We start from the raw sequence: 15,302 nt of genomic DNA, 5'->3' as shown, positions 1-15,302 counted from the left end.
AATTTCTACCAATTATCAATGATAATATATATCGATCAATCAACCAGTAAAAATCCACACAAGTTGTTCTTCATAATCTCTTAATGATCTTCTTAATGCTTCGTCAGCATCAAGCTAGGTCGGCTATATTACCCTTTCTTTTCAGAAAGTCAACTAGAAATGTTAATTTATTTTCTAACTCATTCTCAAAACTTAGATCCAACCTATTCAGCTAAATCCTTGTTTTTCAACAAGTTTTAATCAACATCACCGCCGATGGATGTGCATTCTACAGTATTTCATATCCAATGCAACCTCTTTTTTAAAATTTAATTATATTTTCTTAACAAGTGATTATATTTTCTACAAAATCACTCTTTTTTCACGGTTAATTCACATTTTTTGTGCAAATATACTTTAGTAAACTGCTTTCAACTCTCGCTATAATGGCGTTATTCTGTTCGTACTTACTATTTATTTAATAAGACTAATATTCAGCTTTTATTCTAGGATGTTTTTATGCAGTACTCTCAACTTATTTGGGTCAGTATGTTAAGTATTGGTTTAGCAGCACCCGCTTACGCCAAACAACCTGAGATTGCAGGCAATAAAATTGCTGACGATACTGCATTATCAACATCTGATAAGTTGTCTACCTCAAATGATAATAACCAACCTTTAAACAACGATATTGCTAAGGCTTCACAACCAGCTTTAGAAAATTCAGTTAACACCAATGGATCTATCAAAGATTTAAAAAATTTAAAAATTGTTAATTTCAAAGTCAATGCAACAGCAGCATTACCTGAAAATGAAAAAGATCCACTTCAACCTTTAAACAGACAAATCTACGCATTTAATGATGTTGTCGATCAAAATGTCTTGCGCCCCATAGCCGTGCAGTACGCTGATAAAGTTCCAGAACAAGTTAGAGATTCAGTACGTGGCTTCCGAGACAATTTGGGTGAGCCATGGAATGCTGTAAATCAGGTTGCTCAAGGTCGCTTTAAACGTGCCGCACAAACGTTTGGTCGTTTTACATTAAATACAATTACAACGCTTGGTTTCGCTGATCCTGCACGTCGCTTATCTCTCCCAATGGAAGATGAGGATTTTGGAACTACTCTAGGCTATTACGGTGTCCCTTCTGGTCCTTACCTCGTTCTTCCTTTTATGGGACCAAGTACCCTCCGTGATACTGTTGGTCGCGTAGTGGATAGTCAGGCACGCCCTCAAAAATATTTACTCGATGGTCATGATCGCATCTATTATAGTGACTGGGCACTTAGCGCATTAGATACACGTGCTCAACTTTTAGAGATTGAACAAGTCTTGCAAGGTGACAAGTATGCAGCAATGCGTGATGCCTACTTACAACGAAAAAACTATGTTATTGCTGAAAAACGCGGTTTAGAAACGGGTTCTGGACTATTTATTGAAGATGATTTTTCAGATGATGAATCCTTCATGGATGAGTCTATGGAATCCGAATAGAAACCATATGCAAGTTAAAGTCTAAATCTTCTGTTTTTAGACTTTAACTTGGCGTTCGATATAAGTTCGTCTAAGATAGTTTTATAAATAAAGCATTTAGGATTGATTCTTTCATCTATGTATTTCATTCAACCCACTCGTGACATCCATCTTCTAGATAGCGTTCTAGAGGCTCTGCCGAGTTTACAAATGATTCATATAGATGATCTTCATCTTTACGATTCAACCATCATTGCCATTAGTGATGTTAATGATTTTCTGCAATATAAATGGACCCTCCCTACGATCGTGATAGGTCATGCAGATGAGGGACTTCAACTCTCGCAAGCATGGGAACTTGGTGCACTCGCTGGCTGGATTTGGGATCGTCTTCCAAAAGACCTCGCAAAATCGATTGCTAAAATTGAAGCAAAATACAAACGTAATCAGGACAGCCGCGACCTGCCCTCCGCAGCCGAATTACAAAAAAAACTATTACCCAACCCAATCGACCTACTTAATTATAAAGTCGAGACTTTATTTCAACCGTCAGCTTACTTATCTGGTGATTGGTATGATTATTGGAAACTCAGTGATCGTGAAATCTTATTTTATCTCGCGGATGTTTCTGGACATGGTGTAACAAGCTCACTTCTTACCTCTTGGATGGCTGCATTTCACGGTAGATCGAAAACCCCACGAGAACTCCTCAAAAAACTTAATGGCATGCTTTTACAAGAGAACATCGAAAAACATATTACAATGATTGCAGGCACATTGAATCTAGAGACCCACCAGCTTAAGTGGTCAAGCGCAGGGCATTACCCTCCAGCAATTATCTTTGAACCTAATCAGGATGCTCGCATCCTCAACACCAGCAGCTTTCCCTTAGGTCTTACTGAAGATCTCGAAATTGAAGAGTTTGAATGTACGTTGAATCGTGGAGCTCGTTTTATTATTTGCTCAGATGGTGCACTTGAACCTTTTGATGGTGGATTGAATGAACAATTCAAACAATTGGTCTATCACTTGCAAAATCAATCATTCGAAGTTCCTGAACATGTTGCAGATGATATTGCAATACTCAGCTTCCAACGCCTAAATTAAGTTAATAATCAATAGTGTAGCTGTTTATAAATCGATCTACGACTGAAGACTACTTGAGTATCGACTTGCGCTATGTGATAATTTTAGCATCCTTTCTGCAAATGGCATTTATATGTCAACAGGTCATGTTGAATATGCAAGCTTGGATGGTACGCACATTTTCAAACTCATTGGAGAAGTGCGCGCTCAATCTTGTATAAGCCTTGATAAATTATTATCTCGGATTGAACAACAACAAAACGTCGTAGGCGCAATTGTTGATTTAACCCAAACTACATTCATAGACAGTACTGTGCTTGGAATCCTCGCAAAACTAGGATTAAAGCTCAAACAAGTGCATCAAGTTCAAGCTGTTATGTTATCTACTAACCCAGATATCACTACACTTGCGAACAGTATGGGTCTTGGTCAGGTTTTCGTAATTTTAAACTATTGCGGAGATCCGAATGTGTGCACGCGCGCTTTATTGGACGAACACATCACACATAATGCAATGCTTTCAACTGTATTAGATGCTCATCGTACATTAATGAAATTAAATGCTGATAACCAAAATATGTTCGAGCCTTTGGTTAAGCAATTAGAACAACAACAAGATACCATCGATCACAGCATCTGATATTCTCTTAAGCATACTGAGCGCTTAAGGAGAACCTCATGACAACCTTACTTTCTGTCACCCAAATGAACTCCCAAAATGATATTGAAAATAACTTTCAAGTCATTGAATCATTGTTAGCAAAAAGTAAGAATCAAGGGGCCTCCTTGATCGTTTTCCCGGAGAATTTCGTTTGTTTTGCGGCAGGCAAACAGCGTGAGACTGCTGAACGATTTGAAGAAATACAATCTCGTTTAGAACAACTTGCTCATCAATATCAAATGTGGATTGTTGCTGGGACACTCCCCTGTCCTTTTCGCCCAGACGGCACCATTGTGCCAGATGGTCGTGTCAGAACAACCAGTCTTTGTATTAGCCCTGAAAAGACAGAAGCACGTTATGACAAGATTCATTTATTCGATGTTCAAGTCGGTGATGCGGTAGGTGGATATCAAGAATCTAAGTTTTTTGAACCAGGTGATCAAACCGTCATTGCTAAAACTCCATTTGGCAATATTGGTTTAATGGTCTGCTATGACCTTCGTTTTCCTGAACTTGCTTTAAAGCTGCGCGCACAAGGCGCAAATATTTTAACAGCACCTTCTGCTTTTACTTACACGACAGGTCAAATGCACTGGCAATTACTTTTACAAGCTCGTGCCATGGATAGTCAATGCCAAGTTTTAGGCTCAGCTCAACAAGGGTGGCACGGTGAAAAAAGACAAACCTGGGGTCACTCTGGTGCTGCGAATTCTCGTGGTCAATTGTTAGATATCATCTCTAAAGAAGGTGCTCAAATGATTACAGTTCCTTTTGACATCGATGAACAGAAAAAAATTAGAGAATCGATGCCATTAATTCAGCATCGTAAACTTATTCAGCTTTGACCTGCTCGCACATAAAAATTGAATACCAAGCTTTACAAAATTACCGCTTATCATTCCTTTTAAATCAGAGAGTATAGATATTCACCTATACTCTATCTGGAAGGAATCATGTCATTAGAAAAAGTTGTTTATACCGCACATGCAAAAGCTACTGGTGGGCGTGATGGTCGTGCTACATCATCAGATCAAATTTTAGATGTTCAGCTCGCTGTACCAAAAGAAATGGGTGGTCCCGGTGGTGGAACAAATCCAGAGCAATTATTTGCTGCTGGTTATTCTGCATGTTTCTTAGGTGCGATGAAATTTGTTGCCAACCGCGATAAATTGAAAATCACACCAGATGCTTATATTGAAGGTGAAGTGAGTATTGGTCCTATTCCAACTGGTTTTGGAATAGCAACCACTTTAAATATTCATCTGGAAGGCTTGGATAAAGAGCAAGCTCAAAAGCTAGTAGATGCTGCTCATATCGTTTGTCCATATTCAAATGCAACACGTGGCAATATTGATGTGACCTTGAATGTGATTGTTTGATCCAGTTGTTTCAATCCTAAAAATCACGCTGATATGCATATTGCATCTCAGCTTTTTTAGCGTTGTAGGTTAAGTTCATGTTAGAACCCATTTAAAATCAGTTATTTAACCATATAAAAAAAGCCCTTTTCATCTCCGATTGGGCTCTTTTGTTGAATCCTCAGCTTTCGGGCTTAATTTCAAATCAGTGCTTCTTCGTTTTATCGAGAATTATTAAATAATCTCTGAATCACTCCGCCGCTTCGTTTGTTACTCGAAGTACTTCCTCTAATGTACTCTTACCTTCAAGCACCTTTCGTAATCCATCATCACGTATCGAACCTGACTGCTGGCGAGCATAGTTTTCAACTTCAAACTCTGCAGCATTCCCGTGAATCAGACGGCGCATTCCATCATCAACAGGGACGATTTCATAAATGGCGGTACGACCACTAAAACCTGTATGCGCACAATGTTCACACCCCTCTGGTTGAGGCAGATTGAGCGCAGTACCATCATGGACATTCTTAAAAATTTCTTTTTCAAAGTCATCCGCGGCACGCCAACTATGACAGTGCGAACACAAAGTACGAACCAATCGTTGCGCAATCACACCAATTAAAGAACTCGACAGAAGAAATGGCTCAATTCCCATGTCTTTTAAACGCGTCACTGCACCAATCGCAGTATTGGTATGCAACGTCGACAATACCAAGTGACCCGTCAAGGATGCTTGCACAGCAATTTCTGCAGTTTCTAAATCTCGGATCTCCCCCACCATCACCACATCTGGATCTTGACGAAGCATCGCTTTCAATGCACGCGCAAATGTCATATCCACTTTAGTGTTAACCTGAGTTTGTCCAATACCTTCAAGTTGATATTCAATTGGATCTTCCGCGGTCAAAATATTCTTAGATCCGTCATTTAAATCCGAGAGTGCAGCATAAAGTGTCGTAGTTTTACCAGAACCTGTCGGTCCGGTCACGAGAATGATACCGTGAGGACGATGCACTAATTGGGTTAATCGCTCGTAATCATCTTTCATCAGACCCAAATGGGTCATATTTAAACGACCTGCTTGCTTGTCTAAAAGACGCATTACTACGCGCTCACCATGTGAAGAGGGTAAAGTCGAAACACGGACATCCACCTCACGACCTGCCAGTCGTAAAGAGATACGACCATCCTGAGGAATTCGCTTTTCAGCAATATCAAGTTTTGCCATTACTTTAATACGTGAAACTAACAATGGGGCAAGTTCACGACGTGGTTGCACGATTTCTCGAAGTTGCCCATCAACACGTAAACGAACCGATAACTTTTTTTCAAAAGCTTCAATATGTATATCTGATGCACTCACTCGAATGGCTTCGGACAATAATGCGTTAATCAATCTAACAATCGGAGCATCGTCTTCCTGATCCATCAGATCTTCTGCTTCAGGTACTTGATCGGCTAAACTTAACAAGTCAGGATGATCTTCTAAACCAGCAGCCACTTGCTGAGACTCGCCTGTCTCGCCAGCATAACTTGAACTGAGTAACTGACTAAAATCTTGTTCAGTCGCCAATTGATATTGGGCTGTACGCCCCACGTAACGGCGTGCTTCTTGCAAAGCAACCAAAGCAGTATCTTGACGACGGACAATAAAAACTTGATCCCCTTCATAACGCAACAAAACGCCATGCTTTTTTGCAAAACTATACGGTATTTGTATTTGTTTAAGTACTTGCATAAGGGATGATAATCATGATTAAAATTACCTCGAGTGTACTCTAAGCATTTGACAGCGTGAAGACAGTTTTTTTAATGAATTTACTTAAGGATATTCCCTATTGTCTCTAGATCAGAAACTTGAGCAAAACCCTTCGACTTTAAGATGGTGGGGTGAGCAGCATTTTGAACTCAATCAAGTGCGTGCTTGGCAATTTGGTTCATTGCTCTTTCGACTCACTCGTGGCTTACAAGAATGGCGCATGGAGTACTACCGTCCTCAAATTCAATACGACTACGAACAAAAGTGGCAGGAAATGGATGACCCCCATTTTTCATTTCCTCGTCCAGTACATGTTGAACGTTACATGTTCAGGGAAACTCACCCTAAAATTCAATTGATACCACGTCTTGCAGATCGATCTGTGGTGATCCGTCCTGTAGACCCAATATACATTCCAGCTGGTCAACGTGGCACGCTTTATATTAGTACCCCTCTGTGGCTTTCAGGTTATGTCGAAAGTCAAAAGACCCCATTATTCGATATACCGGTCATTATGCCTAAAGATACATGGTTCGGACCTGATCAACGCAGTGGTGAAATGTGTTACGCCACTTCAGTTGATGGTCGAACAGAACTCAAACAACTTCGTCCACGTGCATTTCGTGCAGTCACTCCAATTGACTTTCACAATGTCAGTGGACATCAACTCCGTTTCGATCGAATGAATGTACCTGTTCCTGCCCTACCTTTGTTTTATAGTGAAAGTACAGAGCGATTATGGACGTCACAAATTAAAGTCATTCACGAAGGGATGGATCGACCAGCACGTATTCGTATTGAAAATCGCACCCCACCATTGGCTGGTGATGTAATTTATGTCAATCCAGCACGTGCCCCAGGTAGTACTTTATTTAACATGTTTGATTCATTCTTCTAAGGGGGGCATATGGCAGATAGTCTTACCGGCACCATTGCTGATAGCCTCAAAAGTATATTTACCAATATCAATACGGATCGCTTAACTGAAATTATTATTGCGATTGTGCTTTGCTTTATTGGATTCCTTTTTGCTCGAGTCGTTTCCAATACTTTTGTGAGAACGATCGGCGCCAAATTTAATGCTCATCAGCGTTTGGTATGGCGGCGCGGTATTTTTTATTTTATTTTCCTCATCTTTGTGATGGCGAGTTTAAAAGAAGCAGGTTTTAAATTAAGTGTATTTCTAGGTGCTGCTGGTATCTTGACCGTAGCGCTGGGTTTTGCCTCCCAAACCTCTGCGACGAACTTGATTAGCGGTTTATTCTTGATTGGTGAAGGTTCTTTTGAAATTGGTGACACCATTCAAATTACGTTAATTCGTGGACATACCATCGAAGGCGAAGTGATCTCCATTGATTTACTGTCTGTGAAATTACTGACTCAAGATAATGTCTATGTCCGTTTACCTAATGAGCAATTAATTCGTGCTCCCGTACACAACCTTTCTAAATTCCCGATCCGGCGCATCCCCATTACACTTGCAATCAACTTTCATGAAGACATCATTAAAGTACGAGAAGTTTTATTAAAAGTGGCAAACAGCTATCCTTTGGTGTTAGCAGATCCCAAACCTGCTGTAACGGTAACCGCATTCCGTGAATCTTCAATCGAATTGTTATTCGCCATTTGGTGCCAACAGGAAAACTTTTTAAAAGTGCGTGATGAAATGCAAGAGCGGATTCGAAACGGTTTTGTTGATCACCATATTGAAATTCCTGTACCTAAAATGGGTTTTGTTGATCGCCCTCCACAACCCTCGTTAACAGATGAGGAAATAGACCAATACGCCAATGCTAAGGAAATCAAAAGAGAGCCTAAATTATAATGAATTAAGGTTAATGCTTGATCTCAGGATCAAGCATTAGTCTCTTCTACTCGTTTTTGCTCTGGCGCTGGAGCGATGTACGCAATAATCAACATTAATCCTCCCGCGCCTAAAAATGATAAAACTCGACTTAGAGTGCCGATATGGGATAAATCTAACAACACCAACTTAAAAGTCACGATCGCCAAAATACTTGCACCAAACATCCATACCACTCGATTATGGATGATAGCGGCATATTTCATCACAATGAATGCCATGACCACCCACAATAATGTCAACGCCAATTGCACTGCAGAATCTTGCCAAATGATCCACTGGTTATAAGGTGTAGCAAAATAAAAATGTAAGGCTCTAAGAAGTACATAACTACTTACCCATAGCACAGCGAGTAAGATCAAGAATGCGCCAAGTGTTCGCTCTAGCCCCATTCTGATTTGACTGCGAAGCACCTGAATAAGCACCCACAAACCAGTCAGACTGACGAAATCAATAGGGTTTAAGATTGGGATAAAATATTTCCAAAAGGGTTCTACCACCCAAATTTGTGAGCTGACAATCCAGCACAACAATAAAATGAGGCTAGTCTTAGTTAACCAAAGCTTATTCAAGTCTGTTGTTTTAGAAATACTATAGCCATAAAGTATCAACGGTAAAAGGACAGCTCCCATCATAGGTGACATTGAAACTACACCCACACTGGCACAAGCTAAAGAAGCGAGTCCACCAAAGGCGATCCATTCATTTTCGTACTGAGCATTTGAAATTGGTTTTAACCACAGATAGCTCAGGCCCAAGCAAACCAAGATAAACAAGCCTTGCTCACCAAATGACTGCCAGACGATGACTCCTTGAGTGTATTGATCGATCAGCATAATAACTGCGAACACTACAATAGGAATCAGCCCCAACCATTTTGGTAATAACCATGACCATGAGACTACTTGGCGCGGTTGTAAGACTAAATTAGCAGCAAAATAAATCGCAGTTGTGAATGCAAGTGTGTAGATTAATCTCATCGGTTCACTAAAACTTTCCACACCTTGATAAAGCAGTAAAAGACTCGCAAAAAAAGAAAAAATAGACAGGAAAATTTTATCTGACAGTGTCAGCTGTTTTTGATAACGCATGACAACATTGGAGACCACAATCGCAAGGATATAACTTAGACCTAGTAACCATGGGATGATATTTGGAATTGATGCTAACTCGATCAAATAGTATAAATACGAAAATAATCCAACTGTTAACAACGCATAACCTAATGTTCGCCCTACCCTAAACTCACGATGCAAACCCCACATTAAAATAAGCAGTCCTTCAAAAATCCACCCGATCACACTCCATACTTGTGGGATCAAGATCGGCGGGACAAAACTTAGAAAAATAAAACCTAACATTAAATAATTTTGTTTAATCGCCGTATCAAATTTCGCATGCTGCACAACTTTAAAAATCGCAAAGTGAGTCAATGCAAAACCCAAACACAAGGCAATTTGAACCGATGTTTGATCTAAATACATGAGATGTAAAAATGCATATGCGACCAAGGGACTGACATACATCAATGCGGAGTCAATAATACGCTGACCTAAATGAGCTTGATTTTGATGTGTAGCGAGCTGGTTAAATCTGAAACCCAACCAAATAAATACACTCGCATGTGCAATAACTAGACAGGATAAAACGAATCTCTCTGCAACACCGCCATTCAAAAAGGCATAACCACCACCGATAACAATAATGAGCAGCAACGCTATTTGAGTGAGTATTTTCCATGGATGTAATGTACAAATTACACCTACAACACAATTGACCGCTAGATAATAAGACAGTAATTGAGCTGAGGAAAAATCTGCATGAGGTAATGTGAACGGTGCAATATAAGCAACCAAAACTCCCATCAGGGAAAGCTCCACTGACCGCTGTTTTAAAATCAGCATGACCAACGACAGCATGCTCAAGCTGTAAAGCGTAATCGTATTAATGAGATTTAACAGATCATAGTGATAAGCAAATAGAATACTTAATAACAATCCCGCAAAACCCAGTCCTTGTAAAGCAAGACCAAAGCCGCGGTTTTTTTTCTGTATATGATAACCAAAGGCAACACATATGACGGCGATGACAGCAACAGCCAAAAGTTTGATTGAAAGACTTAAGGTCCAATGTTCAACCATATATCTCAATAATAAGACGACCCCAATCACTAGGACGGTAATCGCAACTTTGAGAACAGGATTCCCATGAAAGATCCATCGTCTGATTTGCATCCAAAAACCCAAATCATGCTGCTGATTTGTCTGGATTCCCTCTGAATCTTGTAAAATACTTGTGGTGCTGGTCTGATCGTCTCGATCTAGTTTTATTAGCTTTTCCTGCAAAGCACCGATTTGAATTAATCGTCCCTCAAGTTGGCGCAACCAGTTTAGAAAAAAATAAATCCAGAGTGTTAAACCTAATCCAACCAACCATGTCCAATCGAACAAGCTGCCAATTAGTGCAAGAAATGACGAAATATATAAGGGCAATCGTGATGTATTCTGCTTCGAATAATGAGTCTGTTGCTCAATGTTGGTAAGCGGTTTTTCAACATGATGGGCATATTGCATAACACTTATGATCAATGCAGCAACACATAAAAACGTAATGATCGGCAACGCTAGAACCCAAGCACTGATCGCTACTATGATGAGTAGCATCAACCAAATCATTTTTATTTCACTATGTTGCTTCAGCATACACATCATTCCTTTTTAACTAGATTGATGATACCTCAGCAAGAATTGGCATTTTGCGTTTTTCATCGCATATTCTGTACACTTGATTGCAAATCTTGTATCAGCGCAACTGCTGAAAATCACGTACAATAAAAAAGTTAATTGGATTAGGAACGTTTCAATGCCACCATTTGTCTTGGTCGATGGGTCATATTTTTTATTTCGTGCTTATCACGCACTACCACCGCTAACGACGTCAACAGGTTTACAAACCAACGCAATTCGCGGAGCTATTTCTGCTATCCAAAAATTAATGCGTCGTGTTCAACCTACACACATGGCTGTCATTTTTGACACACCTGAACCAACTTTCCGTCATCAACTTTCCCCAATATATAAAGGGGATCGACCGAGCATGCCTGACGAACTCGCTCAACAAATTCCGTATTTACATAATTTAATTCGTGCTTTAGGTATCCCACTCCATGCCATACCTGGTGCGGAAGCCGATGATATCATCGGTACGCTGGCAAAACGTGCAGAAAAAGAAGGCTATCAAGTCTTGATTTCCACAGGCGATAAAGACATGGCTCAATTGGTCACGGACAAAGTGACACTTGAAGACAGTTTTAAAGACAAGCCCATGGATGTGAATGGCGTTTTTGAAAAGTTTGGTGTTTGGCCGAACCAAATTATTGATTATTTAACCCTCATGGGAGATGCCTCTGACGGCATCATGGGCGTTCCTGGTATCGGGGCAAAGACTGCGGCTAAACTGCTGAATGAATATGGTTCAATAGGCGGAATTCTTGAAAATGTCGATAAAATTAAAGGCAAAGTAGGCCAAAATATTAAAGACAATGCAGATGGTATTGCGCTAGATCATCAGCTAGCAAGTATTGTTTGTGACTTAGACATGAATCTGACCTACGATGATCTTAAACTCCGAGATCCAAATGTTGCAGAGTTACGTCAGCTTTACACCGAACTTGAGTTTAGAAATCAACTTCAGTCTCTAGATCATCCCAACAATCCAAATAGTGCTGCGTATAAACAATCAAGTCAAGTTATCGCAAAACCGAGTACTGCAACATCGAAAATCGAAGACCAAGCGGTTCAAACTAGTGTAGATGATCAGCTTGGCGAGGCAACTTACCATACCGTTTTAACACCAGCGGATTGGGAAAAACTCTTTCAAAGATTGACTACTGAGAAACGCTTTGCTTTCGATACTGAAACCACAAGTTTAGATTATCGTGTTGCAGAGATGGTAGGCTTCTCTGTGGCATTTGATGCCCAAGATGCATATTACGTTCCGCTTGCTCACGATTATGAAGGTGCTCCAGAGCAATTGGATCGCGACGCTATTCTTGCGCAAATTAAACCAATTTTAGAAAATGCTGAGATTGAGAAGATTGGTCATCATTTAAAATATGATGCTCATATTCTCGAAAATCATGGAATTCATTTACAAGGCTGGTACTTTGACACCATGCTTGCCTCGTACGTGCTCAATGCTGTGGCGACGCGCCATGGTATGGATGACGTTGCGCGCGTTTATCTTAGCCACTTAACCACCACTTACGAACAAGTGGCGGGCAAAGGTGCTAAACAAAAAACCTTTAATCAAATTGAAATCGAAACAGCAGCTCATTATGCCGCTGAAGATGCCCATGTAACCTATCGTTTGTATGAGGTATTGGAGCGTAAGCTTAAAGAAATCCCAGAGCTTCTCAATATTCTTCATCAAATCGAAATGCCGACAGCTGCAGTTCTGACGACGATGGAAGAAAATGGAATTCAGCTCGATTTGAGTTTCCTCGATCAATTGGGTCAAGAATTTTCTAATACAATTCTAGAGTTAGAAAATCAGATTATCGAAATCGCTGGTCAACCTTTTAATGTCAGCTCACCTAAGCAGGTGGGTGATATTCTTTTTGATAAGTTAGGTTTAAAAGGTGGTAAGAAAACTTCAACAGGTCAATACAGTACTAGCGAAAGCATTCTTGAGAAAATTGATCACCCGATCGCTGCACTTATTTTAGAATATCGTGGCTTGTCTAAATTAAAAAGCACCTATACTGACGGTTTAATCAAACAAGCCAATAACGAAAGTCATCGTGTTCATACCAGCTACCATCAAGCTTTAACCGCAACTGGACGATTATCTTCTACTGATCCTAATCTTCAAAATATTCCAATTCGCGAAGAGATCGGTCGTCAAATCCGAAAAGCTTTTGTTGCACCTGAAGGTCGGGTTTTACTTGCTGCCGATTACTCACAAATTGAACTACGTCTTATGGCACATTTTTCACAAGATGAGGCTTTAGTTGACGCGTTTAATCACGGCCAAGATGTTCATCGCCGTACTGCAGCAGAAGTATTAAATATTGCTTTGGATGATGTAACCAATGATCAACGTCGCCAAGCCAAGGCAGTCAACTTTGGATTACTTTATGGCATGTCTGAGTTTGGTTTAACACGTCAGTTGGGATTCACACGCGAAGAATCTCAAAATTACATTAAACAATATTTCCATCGCTATCCTGGCATTTATGAATATATGCAACGCACACGACAAGTCGCATTAGAACAAGGCTTTGTTGAAACCATTACAGGGCGACGCTTATACACCCCAGATATCGATGCGCGCAATATGATGATTCGAAAGGCAGCTGAACGCGCTGCAATTAATGCGCCTCTTCAAGGTTCTGCTGCGGAGATTATCAAAATGGCAATGATCGAAGTAGATAAAATTTTACCTAAAGATCAGGCCAAATTATTATTGCAAGTTCACGATGAATTAGTGTTTGAGGTAGATGAAGCGATCGCTGACGAGATCGCTATTAAAATCGCAGATGCAATGCAAGGTGTTGTTCAACTCTCTGTGCCACTTGTTGTTGAAGTCGGCAAAGGGAAAAACTGGGGCGAAGCGCACTAATTTCTAAGATTCTTAAATTGTAAAAAAGGACTCATTTGAGTCCTTTTTTATAAAATTGTTAAAATCCGTAATCTAGATTTAACCAATTGATTTCAACATGATTTCAGCAATATAAAGTGTAAAGAATGCAAGGATTGGAGATAGATCAATCATCCCTAAATTTGGCATTACTTTACGGAATGGTGCCAACATCGGTTCAGCTAATTCTTGAATCACTTCAATATAAGGTGAACGTGTTTGTGAAAACATCAAAATCCAACTACATATGATGTAAGCGAACAGTAAATATTTAAGAATCGAAATTAATGCCTGCAACATTGAAAGTACTGTTGAACCAATAAAGTACAATACATCGCCTGTTGGTAAGGCATTTAAATATTTATAGCCAAATACCTTAAGAAAATACAACAACACGATCAGCACTAAAGCTGCTAGATTTACACGCCCCTGTGCCACAGTTGGCAAGATTCGTCCAAACACATCTACAATTTTAGTTGCTTTCACTGTCGATAGCACAACAGGGTTATATGGACTGACTGCCGCCAATTGCATTAAAAAACGGAAAAATACCAATAAAATCGCAACATTAATGATAATGTCAAAAAATAGCGCAGAGTTCGCACCCATACTTCAATTTTCCTAAAATTTAATTATTTAGAACTATCACTTAATTCCTGAGCGAGCTCCTGACTGCGTTTTTTTGCAGCCGCAAGAGCAGCTTGAATATTCTGTGAAATTTGCGCTCGATCAAAAACTTCCAAGGCCGCTTGAGTTGTACCATTTGGTGATGTCACATTTCTACGCAGTTCAGATGGCGTATTAGAACTGGTGATCGCCATTTGTGCAGCACCGAGAGCTGTTTGTAGCGTTAATGCTGTTGCAGTTTTCTCATCCAAGCCTAAATTTTTCCCAGCACGAATCATACTTTCCATCATATAGAAAAAGTACGCTGGACCTGACCCCGATACCGCAGTTACTGCATCAATTTGCTCTTCTGAGTTTACCCAAAGTGTTAAGCCTGTTGCAGCTAAAATCTGACTTGCCAATTCACGCTTTGCTTGGTCAACAACGTCATGAGCATATAAACCATGGGCACCTGTTTGAACCAATGCAGGTGTATTAGGCATGACACGAACGATAAACTCCGTCCCCGTTAATGCAGCAATCGTTGCAATTTCAGCTCCTGCTACAATCGAAACAATTAACTTATTCTCAAATTTATCTTTTAACGGTTTAAGAACTTGTGCCAGTACTTGTGGTTTCACCGCCAGAACAACAACATCAGCATTTTGGATCGCGTCTTCATTATTGTCTGTAACTTGAATTTCTTTTTCTTTTAATAACTCTCTCACACGTTCTACAGGATCGGAAACTGTAATACGCGTTGTTGGTAAACCACGACTAATCAACCCTCCAATTAGGGCTTGAGCCATATTACCACCACCAATGAAACAAATATTACAGTTTAACGCAACACTCATGAACGACTCTCAACCTTGA

Annotated in this window: 12 protein-coding genes; 8 read left to right on the top strand and 4 right to left on the bottom strand. The window is 40.0% G+C overall.

The features are described 5' to 3' along the window. The first annotated feature begins 498 nt into the window (after nt 1-498). The 5 genes from AC1M9M_RS10365 (at nt 499) to AC1M9M_RS10345 (ending at nt 4,578) form a co-directional block, all read left to right on the top strand. Nucleotides 499-1,473, top strand: coding sequence for an MlaA family lipoprotein (locus tag AC1M9M_RS10365; RefSeq protein ID WP_481596277.1), 975 nt, complete (start codon nt 499-501; stop codon nt 1,471-1,473). A gap of 117 nt (nt 1,474-1,590) precedes the next feature. After that, the gene (gene gigA, locus AC1M9M_RS10360; RefSeq protein ID WP_481596276.1) at nt 1,591-2,559 is read left to right on the top strand and encodes an RsbU family protein phosphatase GigA; all 969 of its coding nucleotides are present in this window, start codon (nt 1,591-1,593) and stop codon (nt 2,557-2,559) included. A gap of 112 nt (nt 2,560-2,671) precedes the next feature. Then, a complete protein-coding gene (gene gigB / locus AC1M9M_RS10355) occupies nt 2,672-3,178 on the top strand; it encodes an anti-anti-sigma factor GigB (RefSeq protein WP_035268529.1) in 507 nt (168 codons plus the stop codon). A gap of 38 nt (nt 3,179-3,216) precedes the next feature. After that, nucleotides 3,217-4,044: a carbon-nitrogen hydrolase family protein gene (locus AC1M9M_RS10350; protein WP_481596275.1), complete on the top strand. Its 828-nt coding sequence runs from the start codon at nt 3,217-3,219 to the stop codon at nt 4,042-4,044. A 108-nt stretch (nt 4,045-4,152) separates the two neighbouring features. Then, nucleotides 4,153-4,578, top strand: coding sequence for an organic hydroperoxide resistance protein (locus AC1M9M_RS10345; RefSeq protein ID WP_481596274.1), 426 nt, complete (start codon nt 4,153-4,155; stop codon nt 4,576-4,578). Between the two features lie 229 nt (nt 4,579-4,807). Here the strand turns inward: AC1M9M_RS10345 and gspE are convergent, their stop codons facing one another. Beyond that, a complete protein-coding gene (gene gspE, locus AC1M9M_RS10340) occupies nt 4,808-6,295 on the bottom strand; it encodes a type II secretion system ATPase GspE (RefSeq protein WP_035268540.1) in 1,488 nt (495 codons plus the stop codon). Between the two features lie 100 nt (nt 6,296-6,395). Here gspE and AC1M9M_RS10335 point away from each other — a divergent pair, with 100 nt between their 5' ends. Both AC1M9M_RS10335 and AC1M9M_RS10330 read left to right on the top strand, forming a co-directional pair. Then, nucleotides 6,396-7,214 carry a hypothetical protein gene (locus AC1M9M_RS10335; RefSeq protein WP_092768367.1) on the top strand — a complete coding sequence of 273 codons (819 nt, stop codon included), beginning with the start codon at nt 6,396-6,398 and terminating at the stop codon, nt 7,212-7,214. A gap of 9 nt (nt 7,215-7,223) precedes the next feature. Continuing rightward, nucleotides 7,224-8,141 carry a mechanosensitive ion channel family protein gene (locus AC1M9M_RS10330; RefSeq protein WP_035268545.1) on the top strand — a complete coding sequence of 306 codons (918 nt, stop codon included), beginning with the start codon at nt 7,224-7,226 and terminating at the stop codon, nt 8,139-8,141. 29 nt (nt 8,142-8,170) lie between these two features. Here AC1M9M_RS10330 and AC1M9M_RS10325 read toward each other — a convergent pair whose 3' ends face one another. Then, nucleotides 8,171-10,882, bottom strand: coding sequence for a DUF2339 domain-containing protein (locus AC1M9M_RS10325; RefSeq protein ID WP_481596273.1), 2,712 nt, complete (start codon nt 10,880-10,882; stop codon nt 8,171-8,173). A 160-nt stretch (nt 10,883-11,042) separates the two neighbouring features. On the opposite strand from AC1M9M_RS10325, the gene polA reads away from it, so the two are divergent. Then, a complete protein-coding gene (gene polA, locus AC1M9M_RS10320; RefSeq protein ID WP_481596272.1) occupies nt 11,043-13,802 on the top strand; it encodes a DNA polymerase I in 2,760 nt (919 codons plus the stop codon). Between the two features lie 78 nt (nt 13,803-13,880). Here the strand turns inward: polA and AC1M9M_RS10315 are convergent, their stop codons facing one another. Then, complete coding sequence (locus tag AC1M9M_RS10315; protein ID WP_481588726.1) at nt 13,881-14,429, bottom strand: YggT family protein; 549 nt, start codon at nt 14,427-14,429, stop codon at nt 13,881-13,883. Between the two features lie 23 nt (nt 14,430-14,452). Continuing rightward, a complete protein-coding gene (gene proC / locus AC1M9M_RS10310; protein WP_035268555.1) occupies nt 14,453-15,283 on the bottom strand; it encodes a pyrroline-5-carboxylate reductase in 831 nt (276 codons plus the stop codon). Nucleotides 15,284-15,302 lie beyond the last annotated feature (19 nt).

Source organism: Acinetobacter sp. ANC_7503, assembly GCF_056780035.1.
The sequence above is the reverse complement of the archived record's forward strand: the minus strand, read 5'-3'. Positions and strand labels throughout refer to the sequence as shown.

Excerpts from the sequence above, each read along its gene's own strand:
- AC1M9M_RS10330 (WP_035268545.1), top strand. The coding sequence starts at position 7,224 with ATGGCAGATAGTCTTACCGGCACCATTGCTGATAGCCTCAAAAGTATA.
- AC1M9M_RS10345 (WP_481596274.1), top strand. The coding sequence starts at position 4,153 with ATGTCATTAGAAAAAGTTGTTTATACCGCACATGCAAAAGCTACTGGT.
- proC (WP_035268555.1), bottom strand. The coding sequence starts at position 15,283 with ATGAGTGTTGCGTTAAACTGTAATATTTGTTTCATTGGTGGTGGTAAT.
- AC1M9M_RS10365 (WP_481596277.1), top strand. The coding sequence starts at position 499 with ATGCAGTACTCTCAACTTATTTGGGTCAGTATGTTAAGTATTGGTTTA.
- polA (WP_481596272.1), top strand. The coding sequence starts at position 11,043 with ATGCCACCATTTGTCTTGGTCGATGGGTCATATTTTTTATTTCGTGCT.
- gspE (WP_035268540.1), bottom strand. The coding sequence starts at position 6,295 with ATGCAAGTACTTAAACAAATACAAATACCGTATAGTTTTGCAAAAAAG.
- AC1M9M_RS10325 (WP_481596273.1), bottom strand. The coding sequence starts at position 10,882 with ATGCTGAAGCAACATAGTGAAATAAAAATGATTTGGTTGATGCTACTC.
- AC1M9M_RS10350 (WP_481596275.1), top strand. The coding sequence starts at position 3,217 with ATGACAACCTTACTTTCTGTCACCCAAATGAACTCCCAAAATGATATT.
- gigA (WP_481596276.1), top strand. The coding sequence starts at position 1,591 with ATGTATTTCATTCAACCCACTCGTGACATCCATCTTCTAGATAGCGTT.
- gigB (WP_035268529.1), top strand. The coding sequence starts at position 2,672 with ATGTCAACAGGTCATGTTGAATATGCAAGCTTGGATGGTACGCACATT.
- AC1M9M_RS10315 (WP_481588726.1), bottom strand. The coding sequence starts at position 14,429 with ATGGGTGCGAACTCTGCGCTATTTTTTGACATTATCATTAATGTTGCG.